15 protein-coding genes and 1 tRNA gene are annotated in these 16862 nt (G+C 43.9%); 10 read left to right on the top strand and 6 right to left on the bottom strand.

Annotated features, from left to right (window positions below):
* Positions 1 to 32: 32 nt before the first annotated feature.
* A complete protein-coding gene (locus DDT91_RS06685; RefSeq protein ID WP_187175371.1) occupies positions 33 to 1529 on the top strand; it encodes a M28 family peptidase in 1497 nt (498 codons plus the stop codon).
* Between the two features lie 45 nt (positions 1530 to 1574).
* Here the strand turns inward: DDT91_RS06685 and DDT91_RS06680 are convergent, their stop codons facing one another.
* On the bottom strand, positions 1575 to 2933 hold the full coding sequence (locus tag DDT91_RS06680; protein ID WP_187175370.1) for a DEAD/DEAH box helicase: 1359 nt from the start codon (positions 2931 to 2933) through the stop codon (positions 1575 to 1577).
* 47 nt (positions 2934 to 2980) lie between these two features.
* On the opposite strand from DDT91_RS06680, the gene DDT91_RS06675 reads away from it, so the two are divergent.
* From DDT91_RS06675 to DDT91_RS06650, 6 genes are all read left to right on the top strand, one after another.
* Positions 2981 to 4324 carry a dihydroorotase gene (locus DDT91_RS06675; RefSeq protein WP_187175369.1) on the top strand — a complete coding sequence of 448 codons (1344 nt, stop codon included), beginning with the start codon at positions 2981 to 2983 and terminating at the stop codon, positions 4322 to 4324.
* 78 nt (positions 4325 to 4402) lie between these two features.
* Positions 4403 to 4478 (top strand) — tRNA-His (locus DDT91_RS06670).
* A 93-nt stretch (positions 4479 to 4571) separates the two neighbouring features.
* Positions 4572 to 4712 carry a hypothetical protein gene (locus DDT91_RS06665; RefSeq protein ID WP_187175368.1) on the top strand — a complete coding sequence of 47 codons (141 nt, stop codon included), beginning with the start codon at positions 4572 to 4574 and terminating at the stop codon, positions 4710 to 4712.
* Positions 4713 to 4817: 105 nt separating this feature from the next.
* Positions 4818 to 6734 (top strand): amylo-alpha-1,6-glucosidase, encoded by a 1917-nt coding sequence (locus DDT91_RS06660; protein ID WP_187175367.1) that lies wholly within the window; start codon positions 4818 to 4820, stop codon positions 6732 to 6734.
* A gap of 10 nt (positions 6735 to 6744) precedes the next feature.
* Entirely contained in the window at positions 6745 to 8034 is a 1290-nt protein-coding gene (locus DDT91_RS06655; protein WP_187175366.1) for a glycosyltransferase family 4 protein, read from the top strand.
* Positions 8031 to 9248: a glycoside hydrolase family 57 protein gene (locus tag DDT91_RS06650; RefSeq protein WP_187175365.1), complete on the top strand. Its 1218-nt coding sequence runs from the start codon at positions 8031 to 8033 to the stop codon at positions 9246 to 9248. Before DDT91_RS06655 ends, DDT91_RS06650 begins: the two co-directional genes overlap by 4 nt.
* A 40-nt stretch (positions 9249 to 9288) precedes the next feature.
* Here DDT91_RS06650 and DDT91_RS06645 read toward each other — a convergent pair whose 3' ends face one another.
* The 5 genes from DDT91_RS06645 to DDT91_RS06625 form a co-directional block, all read right to left on the bottom strand.
* The gene (locus DDT91_RS06645; protein WP_187175364.1) at positions 9289 to 11172 is read right to left on the bottom strand and encodes a PQQ-binding-like beta-propeller repeat protein; all 1884 of its coding nucleotides are present in this window, start codon (positions 11170 to 11172) and stop codon (positions 9289 to 9291) included.
* Between the two features lie 122 nt (positions 11173 to 11294).
* Complete coding sequence (gene panB, locus DDT91_RS06640; RefSeq protein ID WP_187175363.1) at positions 11295 to 12116, bottom strand: 3-methyl-2-oxobutanoate hydroxymethyltransferase; 822 nt, start codon at positions 12114 to 12116, stop codon at positions 11295 to 11297.
* 2 nt (positions 12117 to 12118) lie between these two features.
* Positions 12119 to 12610, bottom strand: a complete 492-nt coding sequence (locus DDT91_RS06635; protein ID WP_187175362.1) for a phosphoribosyltransferase family protein — start codon at positions 12608 to 12610, stop codon at positions 12119 to 12121.
* A gap of 54 nt (positions 12611 to 12664) precedes the next feature.
* Positions 12665 to 13588, bottom strand: coding sequence for a ribosome small subunit-dependent GTPase A (rsgA, locus tag DDT91_RS06630; RefSeq protein ID WP_187175361.1), 924 nt, complete (start codon positions 13586 to 13588; stop codon positions 12665 to 12667).
* On the bottom strand, positions 13585 to 14832 hold the full coding sequence (locus DDT91_RS06625; RefSeq protein WP_187175360.1) for a 3-deoxy-D-manno-octulosonic acid transferase: 1248 nt from the start codon (positions 14830 to 14832) through the stop codon (positions 13585 to 13587). Before DDT91_RS06625 ends, rsgA begins: the two co-directional genes overlap by 4 nt.
* A 180-nt stretch (positions 14833 to 15012) precedes the next feature.
* On the opposite strand from DDT91_RS06625, the gene DDT91_RS06620 reads away from it, so the two are divergent.
* From DDT91_RS06620 to DDT91_RS06610, 3 genes are read left to right on the top strand one after another with little or no spacing between them, the layout of a single operon-like run.
* Positions 15013 to 15498, top strand: a complete 486-nt coding sequence (locus DDT91_RS06620; RefSeq protein WP_187175359.1) for a low molecular weight protein-tyrosine-phosphatase — start codon at positions 15013 to 15015, stop codon at positions 15496 to 15498.
* On the top strand, positions 15491 to 16363 hold the full coding sequence (locus tag DDT91_RS06615; protein ID WP_187175358.1) for a fructosamine kinase family protein: 873 nt from the start codon (positions 15491 to 15493) through the stop codon (positions 16361 to 16363). The genes DDT91_RS06620 and DDT91_RS06615 overlap by 8 nt, the downstream gene beginning before the upstream one ends.
* Complete coding sequence (locus tag DDT91_RS06610; protein WP_187175357.1) at positions 16363 to 16860, top strand: GNAT family N-acetyltransferase; 498 nt, start codon at positions 16363 to 16365, stop codon at positions 16858 to 16860. Before DDT91_RS06615 ends, DDT91_RS06610 begins: the two co-directional genes overlap by 1 nt.
* Positions 16861 to 16862: the final 2 nt, after the last annotated feature.

The following is a 16862-nucleotide window of genomic DNA, read 5'->3' as shown; positions in this document are numbered from 1 at the left end:
TTTGGCTAGCTTAGGGCCCTAAACTGAAAAATATGAACAAAGGACTCCTTTTAGGTGGCGCCTTGATGATGGGAATGATGATGCCTGCGATGGCTCAGAATCCCACACAAGTGAAATACGCCAATACCATCACGGTAGAAGATTTAACCAAACACCTCACCTACTTGGCTTCTGACGAAATGAAAGGTCGGGACACAGGTTCTCCGGAAGGTAAAATTGCTGCACAGTACCTTGCAGATTTTTACAAAGGCTTAGGTCTTTCCGCCCCTGTGAATGGAAGCTACTTTCAAAATGTACCATTGGTAAGCACCAATTTTTCCAAAGTGACCCTAGAAATTGGTAAAACCAAGCTGGTAGAAAACACTGATTTTGTATTTACCGGTGACGGAAACATGGCCAAAGCTGCCAAAGCTGATTTGGTATTCTTGGGCTTGGTGACGGATGAAAACCTGGCCAAAGTGGATGTCAAAGGCAAATTAGTCGGACTTTGGGCTGTAGGTGTGAGAAGCAATGACCTGATCTCTACAGTGATGGATGCTGGTGCTGCCGGAGTGGTGATTGTGACCATGGAAGGGCAAGCAAATTTTGACCGAATTGCCAACCGATACAAGACGCTTGCAGGAAGAGGCCGAATCGGCTTCGACAAGGCTACAGATCAAAGACCCGTCTTCATGGTCAGCTCGGATAAAATGGCCCAGCTTTTCGCAACACCTGTAGAAACCTTGAAAGAGGCAGCCAAATCCAATCCTACAAGTATCGCTTCTCAGAAAGCAACTTTTCAAGTGGTAAAAACCAAAACTCCTGTTGAAGCCGTCAACGTGATGGGCTTCCTAGAAGGAACCGATAAAAAAGAAGAGGTATTGGTGATTTCTTCGCATTACGATCACGTGGGTGTAAATGGTGAAGGAGATGCGTTTAACGGGGCAGACGATGACGGTTCGGGTACCGTATCCGTCATGGAAATCGCAGAAGCGTTTGCTTTGGCGGCGAAAGAAGGCAATAGACCTCGTAGAAGCATCCTTTTCCTAAATGTAACGGGAGAAGAAAAAGGACTTTTGGGATCAGAGTATTATGCGGAAAATCCGGTATTCCCGATTGCCAATACGGTGAACAACATCAATATCGACATGGTGGGCCGTATCGATTACGAATACCAAAAGGCTGAAAACAAAGATTACATTTATGTGATCGGTTCGGAGATGCTTTCTTCTCACCTGAAGAAAATCAACGAATACAACAACATCACCTATACTAATCTGATCCTCGACTATCGCTACGATGCGGAAGACGATCCCAACAGATTCTACTATCGCTCAGATCATTACAACTTTGCGAAGTTCAATATTCCGGTGATTTTCTTCTTCAACGGGGTGCACGACGACTACCATCAGGTGACTGATACCGTGGACAAGATCGAGTTTCCGCTGATGACCAAAAGAGCGCAACTGATCTTCCACACCGCTTGGGACTTGGCCAACAGGGACCAACGAACTCCGGTGGATGGCACGAATACCAGAACGGATAGATAAAAAAGCTGAAAAAGGCCTTGAAATTTGATTTTCAAGGCCTTTTTTTCATTTCCCCCTATTTTTCTGATTCTTTGTCTTCAGCTGATTTCGATTGGGCTTTTTGCTGTGCTTTTTCGCTTTTACCTTTTCACCTTTTCCAATGTTTTTCTTGGGCTGAGCTTTTTTCTCGTGAAAAGCTCCTTTGTAATCCGGATTATCCCTCTGCTTAAGCTTATCCAGTTCCCGTTCATAGGCTTGCTTTTCTTCGAAAGGTGTAGCGGGTACATCCACTGCATCGGGAATTGGCAATTCCTCCACCTTCATGCGGATCAGCTCCTCGATTTTTTCGAAATGATACGCCTCTGCCGGATTGATAAAGGTGATGGCTTTTCCTTCATTTTCTGCCCGACCTGTACGACCAATCCGATGCACATAATCCTCATAGATCAGCGGCACATCAAAGTTGATCACATGAGAAACTAAGGTAACATCCAAGCCTCGCGATGCCACATCGGTGGCCACCAAGATCCGCACATCTCCCGCTTTAAAATCCTCCATGGAATTGATTCGGGTATTTTGGCCTTTGTTGGCATGGATTACCCGGATTTCTCCGAAGTCTTTCCGCTCCAAGAAAGAATACACCGACTCGGCGTTCTTCCGACTTCGGGTAAAAATCATCGCTCGGCTTATTTCCTCATTTTGCAAGAGGTGCGCAAGCAGGTTGATTTTGGTCTTGATATTGGGCACCGTGTATTTAACCTGAGCGATAGTCTCAGCGGTCGTCGCTGAGGGTGCTACTTCTACTCTCTCCGGAAACTCAAGGAATTCGGCTGCGAGGTGATCTATCCTTCCGGAAAACGTGGCGGAGAAAAGAAGATTCTGTCGTTTGGTAGGAATCACTTCCAAGATCGATCGGATCTGAGGCATAAAACCCATATCCATCATCTTGTCCGCCTCATCCAGCACCATGGTTTTCAGTTCTCTTGGATAAATATTCCCTTTTCGATAGATATCCATAAATCGACCCGGTGTAGAAATCAGAATATCCACTCCTGCTTCGATCAGTTCAATTTGAGTCTTAGGTCCAAGACCTCCATATAAGGAGACGATTCGCAGGTCTGTATTTTTACCTAACTGCCGGGCAACTTCCTCGATCTGCATGACCAGCTCCCGAGTAGGCGCGAGAATTAAGGCTCGGGGATGCTTCCCTTGCGCATATTTCACTTTCATCAGGACAGGCAGAATGTAGGCGGCAGTTTTTCCTGTCCCCGTCTGAGCTATCCCCAGTACATCATGACCTGCTAAGGCCAAAGGAATAGCCTTTTGCTGAATGGGTGTCGGGGTAGTATAGCCGGCCTCGGCGACTGCATCGAGCAATTGTTTGTTTAGCTTAAATGCATCGAACCCTACGGTTTCATTGCTCATGATTGTTAATTTTGAAATGAAATCTCCACTCTTAAAAAGTAGAAACGATGAAAAGTATCCTGATCACCGGGGCAAATATAGTCAATGAAGGCCGGATTACTCCGGGAGATGTATTGATCCGAGAAGGACGCATCTCCAAGATCGGTGCAGATCTCAGTCAGGAGTCCGCTGATATTCATTTGGATGCAAGAGGAAAACACCTTTTTCCGGGCGTTATCGATGATCAGGTACATTTCCGCGAGCCAGGCCTCACACACAAAGGAGAAATCTACACCGAAGCCAAAGCCGGTGTGGCAGGAGGCACTACTTCCTACATGGAGATGCCCAATACAGTTCCTCAGGCAGTTACTATTGAACTTTTGGAAGAAAAATATTCGAGAGCAAAAGAAGTCTCCCTAGCCAACTATTCCTTCTTTTTGGGAGGAACCAATGACAATCTGGAAGAAATCCTGAAGCTGGATTTGGAAAATGTCTGCGGCTTGAAAGTATTCCAAGGCTCCTCCACCGGAAATATGGTCGTGGATAATATCGAGTCGCTGGAGGGGATTTTTAAAGAATACAAAGGCCTATTGGCTATCCACTCCGAAAACGACCACATCATCAAAGCCAATCTTGAGGAATACAAAAAGATCTATGGTGAGGATATTCCTGTCAAATTTCATCCAAAAATCCGATCTGAGGAGGCTTGCTACGATGCATCCAGCCGTGCGGTGGCGATGGCCAAAAAGTACGGCACCCGTCTCCACATCTTGCATATCAGTACTGCCAAGGAACTAGAGCTTTTTGAAAATACCATTCCTTTGGAAGAAAAAAAAATCACCGCAGAGGCCTGCATTCACCATATGTGGTTTGCCGAGGAGGATTACGATACCAAAGGAAATCTGATCAAGTGGAATCCTGCCGTGAAAACAGCCCATGACCGAGATAATATCTTTCAGGCGATGTTGGATGACCGAATTGATGTCATAGCAACCGATCATGCACCTCATACTTTGGAGGAAAAAGCACAGTCTTACCTCAAAGCTCCATCGGGAGGACCACTGATTCAACACAGCTTGGTGGCAATGTTGGATTTTTATCATCAGGGGAAAATATCATTGGAAGCCATTGCCCAAAAAATGGCTCACAATGTGGCCCGTCTTTTCAGAATCAAAGACAGGGGTTTTATCCGTGAAGGATATTTTGCCGATCTGGTACTGGTGGATCTCAATGCCCCTTGGACGGTCAGCAAAGAAAATATCTTAGCCAAATGTGGATGGTCTCCATTCGAGGGTCATACGTTTAAGTCCAGTGTGACACACACGATCGTTTCCGGACATTTAGCGTACAGTGAGGGTCGCTTTGACGAAAGCAAAAAAGGAGAAAGGCTAACTTTTTTCACAAATAAATAATCCCACCCTTGCACCAAAGAAGCTTAGTCCTTACTTTTGCAAACCAATTGAGGAAACGTCCTCAATTAATTGATAAATGGTGATTGTAGCTCAGTTGGTTAGAGCGCTGGTTTGTGGCACCAGAGGTCGCCGGTTCGAGTCCGGTCTTTCACCCTGTAAACCCCTCTTTCGAGGGGTTTTCTTGTTATAAGTCAAATCAAGTTGGCATACCATTTGACAAAATTAGATAAGACTAAACCACACTACTATGTTTACTTTGTTCAAAGCCGCTCCAAAATTCCCGGTAGTGAAGCCGGTAAATATCAGGCAGATTCAAAACTACCTGAACAAGTTCGAAGAATCGCTTAAAGCATTCGAAGAGGTTCAAAAGGAGCCAATGCACTCTTAAAAAAGATTAAACGAAAAAGGTTATGGAAACATAACCTTTATTTTTTTGGCTATTTTTTTTCTTATCCGTTCAAAACTCTATTTTTAATGACTTTCAACTTTGTCTATGAGTTATATCCACTTTGATAAAACCCAATTAATCAATCTAAACTATTCCCTGGAAAGGGAAATTATTCGGACTAATAGATCTGGAACCTACACCAGTACTACTATTATTGGTTGCAATACCCGAAAGTACCATGGGTTGTTGGTAGTACCTCAGCCCCAGATTGATTCTCAAAATCACGTTTTGTTATCTACAGTCCATGAGACAGTGATCCAAAGAGGTGCGAGTTTTAACCTCGGTATTTCCAAATTTCCCGGTAATTATTCACCCCGAGGCCATAAGTACCTAGAAGATTTTGATTCTGAACCTATCCCAAAACTCACTTACCGGGTAGGTGGTGTGGTGCTCCAAAAAGAATTGATCCTTGACACCAACAGGGACCGGGTGATGATTCGCTACACCCTCCTTGAGGCCCATTCTCCTACCAAAATCCGGATTCAGCCCTTCCTAGCTTTTAGAGGCTATCATCAATTGATGAAGGCAAATGATCAGATCAATAAAGAATTTGAAAATGTGCCAAACGGAGTAAAGTTTCAACTTTATTCCAAATACGATCCGCTGTACATGCAGCTATCAAAAAAATGTGATTTCGTGTCCATCCCGGATTGGTATTACAACATAGAGTATATTCAGGAGCGGGAGCGAGGCTACGAATATCAGGAAGACCTTTTTATTCCCGGATATTTTGAGTTTGATATCACCAAAGGAGAATCCGTGATCTTTTCGGCTGGGTTGACGGAGGCCGACCCCGAAACCCGCCAAAATGCATTTGCCAAAGAAATAGCACGTCGAATACCCAGAAATAATTTTGAAAACTGCCTGAGAAACTCTGCGGGCCAGTTTATTCGCCGAAGAGACGGGGATGTCCGGGTAATCGCAGGCTATCCTTGGTTTGGCTGGTGGGGCAGAGATACCTTCATTGCGTCCCCGGGGCTGACGCTTTCGGGAGGAGATTCCCAAACCTTTCTGGAAATCATGGATACCATGGCCAGAGATCTGAAAGGCCCCCTTTTCCCGAATATTGGAAGTGGCGACTACACCAACATGACATCGATGGATGCTCCTTTGTGGTTCTTTTGGTCACTCCAACAATACATAGTCTACACTGGGGACAAAAAAACCATTCAAGATCGCTTCCTCGGTAAATTACGTGGTATCCTTGAAGGGTATAAAAACGGGACAGAATTCAATATTCACATGTTGGATAATGGACTTATCTGGGGAGGTCAGGACGGGGTAGCTCTGACCTGGATGGATGCCATCACTCCGGATGGTCCGGTTACTCCTAGAATAGGCTGTCCAGTGGAAATCCAAGCCCTTTGGTATAATGCCCTCTGCTTTTACCACGAACTAACTGGAGACGAAGAATATTCCCCCCTTGCCAACCGAGTAAAAGAATCCTTTGAAAGAGAGTTTTGGTCTTGGGATTATGGCTACTTGGCTGATGTAGTTAATGGGGAAGAAAAAGACTGGTCGATCAGACCAAACATGGTCTTTGCCACTTCCTTACCTTACACTATCCTCAATGAGGAAAAATGTGATAAAGTACTGGAAATAGTTAAATCCAAACTTCTTACTCCAAGGGGTTTGAGATCTTTATCACCGGATGATCCAGGATACAAAGGGTACTATTTTGGAAACCAAATTAGCAGGGATCACGCCTACCACAACGGAACCGTTTGGGCTTGGCCACTTGGACATTTTGTAGAGGGATACCTTAAGCTTCATGGAAAAGCGGCAAAAAATTTCGTACAGAAAATCATTAAAGGATTTGATGGGGTAATGACTCAATATGGAATTGGGACAGTTGCGGAAATTTACGATGGAGATGCACCTCACCGACCGAAGGGCTCAGTCTCTCAGGCTTGGAGTGTAGCCGAGCTACTTAGAATGATGGACTTAGTCAAAAGAATTTAACTGACTTTTTATGAGAGTATTAATGTTTGGATGGGAATTCCCACCACATATTTCCGGAGGATTGGGCACCGCTTGTTATGGTCTGGTTCAAGGTATGAACCATCATAATCAAGAAGTCATTTTCGTGGTGCCAAAACTCTGGGGAGACGAGGAGCCTTTGGCCGATTTCGTGAATGCCAGCGATATAACTATTGATTATAGAGAACGGAAGTTTAAGAAAATCTGGAAAAACCTCACCTATTTGGAGGTCAACAGCTTTTTGGTTCCTTATCTGGGACCTGAAGAATTCAAAAAGTTTACCGACTATGCCATCCATGACCGTACCGATGTAGATGAAAGCATCTTTTCCAACAAGTTTGAATTCAGTGGAAAGTATGGGAAAAATCTAATGGAGGAAGTCTCTCGCTATGCGCTCGTAGGGGCTCAGATCGCAAGAGATCGAAGCGACTTTGACATCATCCATGCACATGATTGGCTAGCCTTTCCGGCAGGGATAGCAGCAAAAGAAATCAGCGGAAAACCACTTGTGGTACATGTACATGCCACCGAATTTGACCGCTCAGGCGAGTCTGTCAACGGACCGGTCTATGAAATCGAACGCGCAGGAATGCATGCGGCTGACCACATTGTAGCCGTAAGCCAATTGACCAAAAACATCTGCGTAAGAAAGTATGGCGTCCCTGCTGAAAAGGTATCCGTGCTCCATAATGCAGTATTGGACGCCAGTATCATCAAATCTTCTTATCAGAAAAAAGTCCCTGAAAAAATCGTGACTTTCTTGGGAAGAATTACCTTCCAAAAAGGGCCGGAATATTTTGTAGAAGCAGCCAAAAAAGTAATTGATAGGGATCCCAATGTTCGTTTTGTCATGGCTGGATCTGGGGATTTGCTCAACAGAATGATAGATCGGGTGGCAGAATTGAGAATGGGTACTAAGTTCCACTTCACAGGTTTCCTTAAAGGGGACGATGTAGACCATATGTATGCGATTAGTGATGTCTATGTCATGCCTTCGGTTTCCGAACCGTTTGGAATTGCTCCTCTGGAGGCCGTTAGGCACAACACTCCAGTAATCATTTCCAAACAATCCGGGGTGGCGGAAGTCCTGAAGAATGCCATTAAAATAGATTTTTGGGATGTAGACGCCATGGCTGACGCCATATTTGCCCTCCTCCACTATGAGAGTATCTCGAAGATGTTTAAGGAACTCGGTGGAGAAGAACTCAAAAAATTAAAATGGGAGCATGTGGCTGCCAAACTAGTGACTGTTTACGAAAAAACTTTAGCTCAACGATCATGAGAACCGTCTGTTTTTATTTCCAAGTTCATCAACCCTTCCGAATCAAACCGTACCGATTCTTCGATATCGGGGAAGACCATTATTATTGGGATGATTACCTCAACCGTAACGTAATCCGAAAGGCTGCCCAAAGATGTTACCTGCCTATGAATGCCCTTTTAATGGACCTCATTCAAACCTACAAAGGCAAATTTAAAGTGGCTTTTTCTATTTCAGGGACTTTTTTGGATCAGATGGAAGCCTATGCTCCGGATGTATTGGAGAGTTTCCAAAAATTAGTAGCCACTGGTCATGTTGAGCTTCTTAACGAAACCTATTCTCATTCGCTGGCCGCATTGAAAAGCAAGGAGGAATTTTTCTCCTTGGTAAAAAAACACCAGAAAAAAATCCAAGAGCTATTTAACGGGTATACTCCGAAAGTCTTTAGAAATACCGAGCTGATTTATTCGGATCAAATTGGCGCCATGGTAGCTGAACTAGGATATCAAGCCATCTTAACGGAAGGTGCTAAGCATATCCTAGGATGGAAAAGTCCCAACTATGTCTATTCCAACGCAATTCAGCCGGAACTGAAAGTCTTATTGAAAAACTTTCGCCTCTCTGATGACATTGCCTTCCGGTTTGGCAATAAGACCTGGGCTGACTTTCCTTTGACTACTGAGAAGTTTGTCGGCTGGCTCAACGCCATTCCCAAAGAGGAACAAGTAGTGAATTTGTTTATGGATTATGAAACTTTTGGTGAGCACCAATGGGCTGAGACCGGAATTTTTGAATTCATGAGACATCTGCCTGAGACCATCCTTAGACATTCCAATTTCTCCTTTTCCACTCCTTCTGAAGTAGCAGAAGCTGGGCCTGCTGTTAGCAAAATTCATGTCCCAACTCCCATATCATGGGCTGATGAAGAACGCGACCTTACCGCTTGGCTTGGTAATGATATGCAGGACGAGGCTTTTGACCGACTTTACGAACTTCAGCAATTAGTCAGCAAAGTAGATGATCCAGAAATAAAAAGGGATTGGGAATACCTTCAAACCTCCGATCATTTTTATTACATGTGTACTAAGTTCTTTTCGGATGGCTCCGTCCACCAATATTTCAGCCCTTACGATACTCCCTATGATGCATTTATTAACTACATGAATGTACTGAGCGACTTTATTTTACGAGTTAAAGAAAAAGTATCGCAAACAGAAAAAGTAAGTTTGTCATAAAATCAAAAATCCCGGGTCACCCCGGGATTTTTCATGCTATTCAAAAGGTATATCCAAAGACATCCTTTTTGGAGGGCTTGTAAAAAATCATCCCATTCTCCGGATCCGAATCAAACACCGGCTCTTTGTCATTAAGGACAATTTTGCCAACCTCTTTCCCACTGACCTTATCAATCTTGGCGAGTCCAACTCCTTCGCCAACATCGGTCAAAATAAAGCTGTAAACTCCGGCATGTTTGGTAGCTTTAAACCGCTGATTAGCCACCTGCCCAAAGGCTCCCGACATATCTTCAAAAAACTCTCGCTGTATCCCGTATTGTTTGCCAGCATAAGTCAGGTTACCCGCCGCTCCTTGTTGATAAGCAGCAGCAGATGCCATGGCCACCATAGCTACCTGCATAGTCCGCATGGCGATTCGACCTGCCAAACTGATTTTGGGTGATGGCCAATGTCCTTGGTACAACACGTTTCCATTCTCGTCAAATCCCATCATGTTCTGGCTTGAAGAAAGGACAAAATTAGAACCTGTAAATTCCAGATTATCCGGAGTCTCCTTTTCCTGAAACTTCACGTCATCAATGATTACTTTTTTGGTCCCATTGACTAGGTTGACATGATAGACTTTTCCATCCGCATAAAATACCTCCTGGTCTAATGAAGGCTTAGCTCTGAGCACTCCAGGACCCTTGATCATATCTTTTTCTGACCAAACCGGCTTGCCATCAAACCCAAATAAACCCACGCTTCCTTCTTCATTGATATACATTATGCCTGCCCCAGTCAATTGATCGATTCTAATCCCCTTAATTTTTTGGGACCATTTTTCCTCTCCGGTATTTTTATCCAATACGGTCAGGTATTTATCTCTTTCACCTACCGCGATCCCCCAGTCTTTTCCAAGATCCACTACGATCCCTGAGAGTTTCTTTGCTGTCCACTTGGTGTTCCCAGTCTCCGCTTCCATAAGCGTGAAGTTTTTCTCATCCGCCACTATCACCCCAAAATTCTCAGCCGTCAGTACGGGAGCATCTTTTGTGGCCAAAGGTTTTTCCCAAAGAACTTTCCCTGATTTCAAATCCACCGCGTTCACCACTCCCTGACTTCCTTTCTTCTGATAAAAGTACCCTTCAGTCAATCGGATGTTTGCATCAAAAGCTTCAAAGCTGTTTTTCTTGTCTGCTACTTCAAATGACCAGATGGGCTTTCCTGTTTTCGCATCAATCTTTGCAGCTGTTTTTTCTCCTATAAAAATCAAATTCTTATCATCTGTGACCACGGGCAAAAATTTGGATGAAATCTGATCATTTTCCCATGTTACTTTACCCGACTCCAGGTCAATGAACTTGGTCATTTGCATGTAAGGTTTACCCGGCTTTGCGAGATCTTCCCAAGATGCCGTGATAATTACGCCTTTCAGTTCGGATAAGTAATCCGAGCCATCGTAATTGAAAGTAGCCTGCTCTGGACCTATGATTTTCACCACAGGCATACCTGCCATCTTTGGATTCATGATTAACTCACCTGTACGGATATTGATCACCACAAAATTTTTGACAAGGATATTATCCGTGTACTTCACAATGGCAAAATCAGAAACTTTGGGGTCATTGGGATCTTCCAACACACGGATTAAATCCGGGGTATACCCTACTTTTTTTCCATCCGCGCCTTTGAGCGCTTTCGCGGAATTATACAGGTCTTCATTGGACCAAAGTAGCTTACCAGTTGTAGCATCTACACCGTGCAACCCCCAGTCAGAACTCCCGACTAGAAGAATTTTATTGGGTGTGTATCGAGTCCATTCTACTCCTTTTTCCAGAGTGAGCTTCCACTGAGGCTCTTGTGCGAATGCGGTGGTAATGCCAGCCAGAAGTGTAAAGATGGCCAGCAGGATTGATGGGGTGATTTTGTTTGGCTTGTTCATAGTATAAAGAATTTGACCAAAACTACCCTGACTTATACCTTAAGGAAATACGCCATTTGTCGTATTTTAATGCAAAAAGCACCCTTTTGAGGTGCTTTTTGACAATAAAAGGTATTTTTTCACTAATAACTTTCTGACTGATTCGGAAAATCTCTGTTCTTCACATCAGAAATGTAGTTTTGGAATGCCTCCATCATGGTCTTTTGAAGATCAGCATATTGCCTCAAAAAACGGGGTTTGAACTCCTGAGTAATCCCCAGCATATCATGCATGACCAGTACTTGTCCATCTACGTCGGGACCTGCTCCGATTCCAATCACTGGAATCGAAACGGATTCGGCAACTTTTTTGGCCAAGGCAGCTGGGATCTTCTCCAAAACAAGTGCAAAACAGCCACACGCTTCCAGCATTTTGGCGTCTTCCAGCAGTTTATTGGCTTCAGCTTCCTCTTTTGCCCGTACTGTGTAGGTACCAAACTTATAGATGGACTGAGGTGTCAACCCCAAATGTCCCATCACAGGTACTCCGGCACTGAGAATTCTTACTACTGACTCCTTTATTTCGGATCCACCTTCCACTTTCACAGAATGGGCACCAGATTCTTTCATGATCCGTATGGCGGACCTCAGCGCTTCAGAACTGTTTCCCTGATAACTTCCAAAAGGGATGTCCACTACGACGAAAGAGCGCTTGACCGCTCTGACTACTGCCGAAGCATGGTAAATCATTTGGTCTAAGGTAATGGGAAGTGTGGTTTCATGTCCTGCCATTACATTGGAAGCTGAATCTCCGACTAAAATGATATCCATTCCAGCAGCGTCCACGATTTTGGCCATCGAATAATCATAGGCAGTAAGCATAGAGATTTTTTCACCCCTATGCTTCATTTCCTGAAGTGTATGAGTAGTAATTCGCTTGACGGAAGCAGATGAATGTACGGACATGTTTAGTGCAGGTGAACAGAATACTTGTTATCAGAAAAATCTACCCGGATATGCTCACTTAATGTGGTAGCTAACTCATAACCGGTATAATCAGGTCTTACAGGAAATAGACCATGGCTTCGATTCACCAATACGGCAATCTCCATTTTGTAAATTTCATGTTCCAAAAAAGGTTTCATGGCATAGACTAAGGTTTTGCCGGTATTGAGTACATCATCCACCAAAATCACGGTCTTACCATTAAGATCCAAAGCCTTGGTAAGTTCAATCTCAGAGGTCGAAACTGACATTTTATCCAACACAACTTCGATCTCCTCCACAGCAATGGGTGAAATCTTTCTCAACTCTGAAGCCAATAGATGAGCCAAGGTAGCACCCATCCCGGTAATACCCGCAAAAACGACCCCTGTAGAGTGAAGATTTCGCTCGTAGATCTCAAAGGCCATCCGGGTAATTTTCTGGCCTACCTGCTTGTGATTAAGTACCTCGCTCATGGTAAGATTTTGAAAAAGGAAAATTAGGCCAAATTGATCTGGTAACCAAACCGATCATCTGTGGCTGTCCTCCTCATGAAGAATATTTAGATAGCTCTGATACCTGAAGGGATGGATGTAACCTTCATCCAGTTTTTTGAGCACCACACATCCCGGTTCATTTACGTGAGTACAGTTGTTGTATTTACATTGTCCGAGATACTGCCTCATTTCCGGAAAATAGTGTGACAATTCAAACTCCTCCACATCCAAAATCCCAAATTCTTTGATGCCTGGAGTATCTATCAGATCACCTCCTTCGGGCAAAAAGAACATTTCAGCAAAAGTAGTGGTATGAACTCCTTTGGCGCTATAACCTGAAACCTCTTTTGTTTCCTGTTTGGCTTCCGGAATCAGCGCATTTAAAAGAGTACTTTTTCCTACACCGGAATGACCTGAAATAAGGCTGGATTTCCCCCTAATATGCGGCAAAAACGTTGACTTCAAATCCTGATCCATAAGTGCCGAAATCTCTATGACAGGATATCCCAGCGGCTCATAAATCTCATGAATATCCCTAAGCCACTCCGCTTCTTCTTCACCCTCTAGCTGATCCATTTTATTGACCACCAGCATAGCAGGGATACCATAACTCTCCGTACTGACCAAAAACCGGTCAATAAAGCCCAAAGAAGTCCGAGGCTTTTTCATGGTAATGACCAAAATAGCTTGGTCAAGATTACTGGCAATGATATGGGAAAAGTGCTGCTTTCGGGTGGACTTACGAATGACATAATTTTCCCTGGGCAAAATATCCTTGATGACAGCCGTCTCTTGGCCGACTTCCTTTTCCAACTCCACCCAATCACCTACCGCAATCGGATTGGTGAGCTTGAGATCCTCTTGTTTAAACTTGCCTTTAAGTCTGGCAGAAATCACATTTGCCTCAACCTTGACCAAGTACCAGCTTCCTGTGGATTTGATTACTCTACCCTTCATTTTGACAGATTTTTGGCAGTGATGAATGTGACAATCCGATTTGCAGCACCAAGGTTTGATGTTACCCAATTTTGGGCAGATTCTGTGGCCCTTTGGTAAAATTCAACCTGCTCCAGCTTTGTGAAGATTTGTTGAAGTTGCTTTTCGTCTTCGATTTCAAACCCACAGCCTTCGTATTGACTTTGTTCCGCCTCGGGAAACTTACCTGCCTTTTTGACTTTTCCAAAAATCACCGGCACGCCAAAGCCTAAGGGCTCCAGGATATTATGCAGTCCCTTTCCAAAAGCCCCTCCCACATAAGCCACGCGAGCAAATTGATATAGAGAAGAAAGCATGCCAATATTATCGATGAAAAGCACGGAATTGGGATCATCAGGTGTCCACCGTGAATACTTTTCGGAATCAAGTGTGATTTGGCTTGCCCATCGATCCATAGGTTCAGGCTTTAAATCATGAGGAGCAATGATCCAACGATACTCTGGTTTGGAATTGATCAATGGAATCAGGAGACGCATGTCTTCTTCCCATGCCGAACCGACCACTATGGTGGGCTTTCCATGTACCCAAGCACTCACTTCCCCAAGCTCTTTGGGCGTTTGGGCTGTCTCCGCCACCCGGTCAAACCGGGTATCACCGACTAGGCTTGCCCTCGTGATTCCGATTTTCTCAAGCAGTTCAATACTTTTCTGATTTTGGGTAAAAATCCAATCCAGTTGGGCCAGAATGGTTCTAAAAAAAACTCCGTACCAAGAAAAATAAATCTGGTTTTCACGAAAGGAAGCCGCTATCAAATAGGTGGGCACCCGATCTCGTTTTAGCGCGCAAATATGATGGTACCAAAGGTCATATTTGACAAAAAAGGCGATTTCAGGATTAAGAATAGAGACAAACCTGTCTGCCCAACTTTTTCTGTCCAAGGGAATGTACGTAATGAAATCTACATTAGCATGAGGCTTTTTGCTCACATGGTCAAACCCTGAAGGACTGAAAAAGCTGACTGCTATCAAGCACTCAGACCTTTGTTTTTTCAACTCAGCAATCACCGGTCTTGCTTGTTCGAATTCTCCCAATGAAGCCACATGAAACCAAGCCAAAGGTCCCGGGTGATTCTCGCGGAATTTCTTGAGCAGGAGGAATAGGTTATCTCTTCCAGATAAAAAGTGTCTGAGTTTGGCCGAAAAAATACCTAGAAGTGGCAAAACCCCAGTAATTATTCCTAAAAGCAGGCGGTAAATGAATTTCATCTTTCAAAAGTAGCCAATCCCCCACATTTCCCCATTTTTTTTGATTTTTGGATCTATGGAAAACGGCATCAAATATTTTTTACCGAAAAAGTCCCTTACCGTGGGTAGATTTCCAGTCAAAATCTTTAGATTCATAGCCTGACTTTTCAGCCTATTTGTCGGACCAGTATATTGAAGAGTATGATTAAAGTTCTATTCGTTTGTTTAGGAAATATTTGCCGCTCCCCATTGGCAGAAGCGATTTTTAACCAAAAAATCCAGCTTTTGGGAATGGAGGGGAAGTTTAAGTCTGACAGTGCAGGCACTTCAGACTATCATATCGGTGAATTGCCAGACGAAAGAACATTGAAATGTGCCGAAAAAAACGGACTTAAAATCCAGCACCGTGGTCGCCAGGTCAACCGGACAGACTTCAGAGAGTTTGACTACATCATCGCCATGGATGACAACAATCTCAGAAACCTCAATCAGCTGAAGCTTAGATTTAACTTCCCCGATAAAGAAATTCACCTGATGAGAAATTTTGTCTCTGAATGGCAAGGACTTCCTGTTCCGGACCCTTACTATGGTGGAGAAGAAGGTTTTGATGAAATCTTTCAAATATTGGATGAGTCTATTGAGGGATTATTAGAGCAGATTAAAGTCACTCATCAACTCTATGCTTGATCAGCATCAGATTTATGAACAAATACTTTTTGAAGCCTTTGGGCCTTTGGCCCAATTAAAATCCGCCAGTCTGATCGCCGCCGGTAATCACAATCAAGGGATCAGACTTGATACTTCTGAAGGTATCTTTTTCCTAAAACTCAATTTTGACCATGAGCGGGACATTTTAGAAAAAGAGTCAAAGGGATTGAGAAAACTCTCAAAATCCACTTTTCTCAAAGTCCCTAATACCTTTGGAACGGGAAGAATGGAGGATTATAATTACCTCCTGTCAGAATTCATTCCATCCGGTCGCCCTCATCCTGAATATTGGGAAGATCTGGGAATGGGCCTGGCGCACCTTCATCTGAATCATCAGGATCAATTTGGCCTTGAGTACGACAACTTTATCGCATCTCTGCCCCAAAAAAACCATGCACTGGACAATTGGCTCGACTTTTTTATCGAACACCGACTGGAACCCTTACTGGGGAAAGCCTATTTCGATAGGCTGATCCCACTTGAATTTCTGAAAAAATTCCAATCCCTTTATCCCAAACTGGAATCTCTATTTCCAAAAGAAAAACCCTCTCTTCTACACGGAGATCTATGGTCCGGAAATGTCCTTTGCGGACCTGACGGTAAGCCTTGCCTGATTGACCCAGCGATTTACTTTGGGCATAGGGAAATGGATCTGGCTTTTTCTAGACTTTTTGGAGGATTTGATGCCAAGTTTTATGACGCATATGAAACCATCTTGCCTCTGGAACCGGGTTTTGAATCAAGAATCGGGATATACAACTTATATCCCTTACTCGTTCATCTGAACCTTTTTGGCACGGCTTACCTTCCCGGGATAGAAAAAACCGTCAACCGTTTTCAATAATGACCTTTCTCATCCGGCCCTACCAAAATTCTGATGCTTCTGCTGTAAGGGAAATCATCAATCATTCGATCCTGAATACCTCTCACAATTACGACTATCATCCAAAAACGGTAGAAGAAGTGGAAAAACTTTTTTCAGAAAAAATCCGGGATGGATTTCCTGTATTAGTTGGAGAAATCAGGGGCGAGATCTTGGGCTATGCAACCTATGGGAAATTCAGAGCAAAACCTGGCTACAGTCAAACCCTCGAGCACTCCATTTACCTACACGAAAAAGCCCAAGGCAAAGGCTTGGGCTCAGAGATGATGCGTCAGTTGATTGAAATAGCCAAACAGCAAGGCTACCACATGATGATTGCCGGAATGGATTCCGAAAATCTGGGCAGTTATCGCTTCCACGAACGATTGGGCTTTCGGGAAACTGCCCGTATGCCTGAAGTGGCTTTCAAGTTTGGGAAGTGGCTGACTTTGGTTTTTATGCAGCTGAAGCTTTCCTAGGC

The organism is Algoriphagus sp. AK58, from assembly GCF_014324365.1.
Taxonomy (GTDB): Bacteria; Bacteroidota; Bacteroidia; order Cytophagales; family Cyclobacteriaceae; genus Algoriphagus.
The sequence above is the reverse complement of the archived record's forward strand: the minus strand, read 5'-3'. Positions and strand labels throughout refer to the sequence as shown.

Excerpts from the sequence above, each read along its gene's own strand:
- rsgA (WP_187175361.1), bottom strand. The coding sequence starts at position 13,588 with ATGAAGGGTAGAGTAATCAAATCCACAGGAAGCTGGTACTTGGTCAAG.
- DDT91_RS06675 (WP_187175369.1), top strand. The coding sequence starts at position 2,981 with ATGAAAAGTATCCTGATCACCGGGGCAAATATAGTCAATGAAGGCCGG.
- DDT91_RS06635 (WP_187175362.1), bottom strand. The coding sequence starts at position 12,610 with ATGAGCGAGGTACTTAATCACAAGCAGGTAGGCCAGAAAATTACCCGG.
- DDT91_RS06680 (WP_187175370.1), bottom strand. The coding sequence starts at position 2,933 with ATGAGCAATGAAACCGTAGGGTTCGATGCATTTAAGCTAAACAAACAA.
- DDT91_RS06610 (WP_187175357.1), top strand. The coding sequence starts at position 16,363 with ATGACCTTTCTCATCCGGCCCTACCAAAATTCTGATGCTTCTGCTGTA.
- DDT91_RS06625 (WP_187175360.1), bottom strand. The coding sequence starts at position 14,832 with ATGAAATTCATTTACCGCCTGCTTTTAGGAATAATTACTGGGGTTTTG.
- DDT91_RS06620 (WP_187175359.1), top strand. The coding sequence starts at position 15,013 with ATGATTAAAGTTCTATTCGTTTGTTTAGGAAATATTTGCCGCTCCCCA.
- DDT91_RS06665 (WP_187175368.1), top strand. The coding sequence starts at position 4,572 with ATGTTTACTTTGTTCAAAGCCGCTCCAAAATTCCCGGTAGTGAAGCCG.
- DDT91_RS06660 (WP_187175367.1), top strand. The coding sequence starts at position 4,818 with ATGAGTTATATCCACTTTGATAAAACCCAATTAATCAATCTAAACTAT.
- DDT91_RS06685 (WP_187175371.1), top strand. The coding sequence starts at position 33 with ATGAACAAAGGACTCCTTTTAGGTGGCGCCTTGATGATGGGAATGATG.
- DDT91_RS06615 (WP_187175358.1), top strand. The coding sequence starts at position 15,491 with ATGCTTGATCAGCATCAGATTTATGAACAAATACTTTTTGAAGCCTTT.
- panB (WP_187175363.1), bottom strand. The coding sequence starts at position 12,116 with ATGTCCGTACATTCATCTGCTTCCGTCAAGCGAATTACTACTCATACA.
- DDT91_RS06645 (WP_187175364.1), bottom strand. The coding sequence starts at position 11,172 with ATGAACAAGCCAAACAAAATCACCCCATCAATCCTGCTGGCCATCTTT.
- DDT91_RS06650 (WP_187175365.1), top strand. The coding sequence starts at position 8,031 with ATGAGAACCGTCTGTTTTTATTTCCAAGTTCATCAACCCTTCCGAATC.
- DDT91_RS06655 (WP_187175366.1), top strand. The coding sequence starts at position 6,745 with ATGAGAGTATTAATGTTTGGATGGGAATTCCCACCACATATTTCCGGA.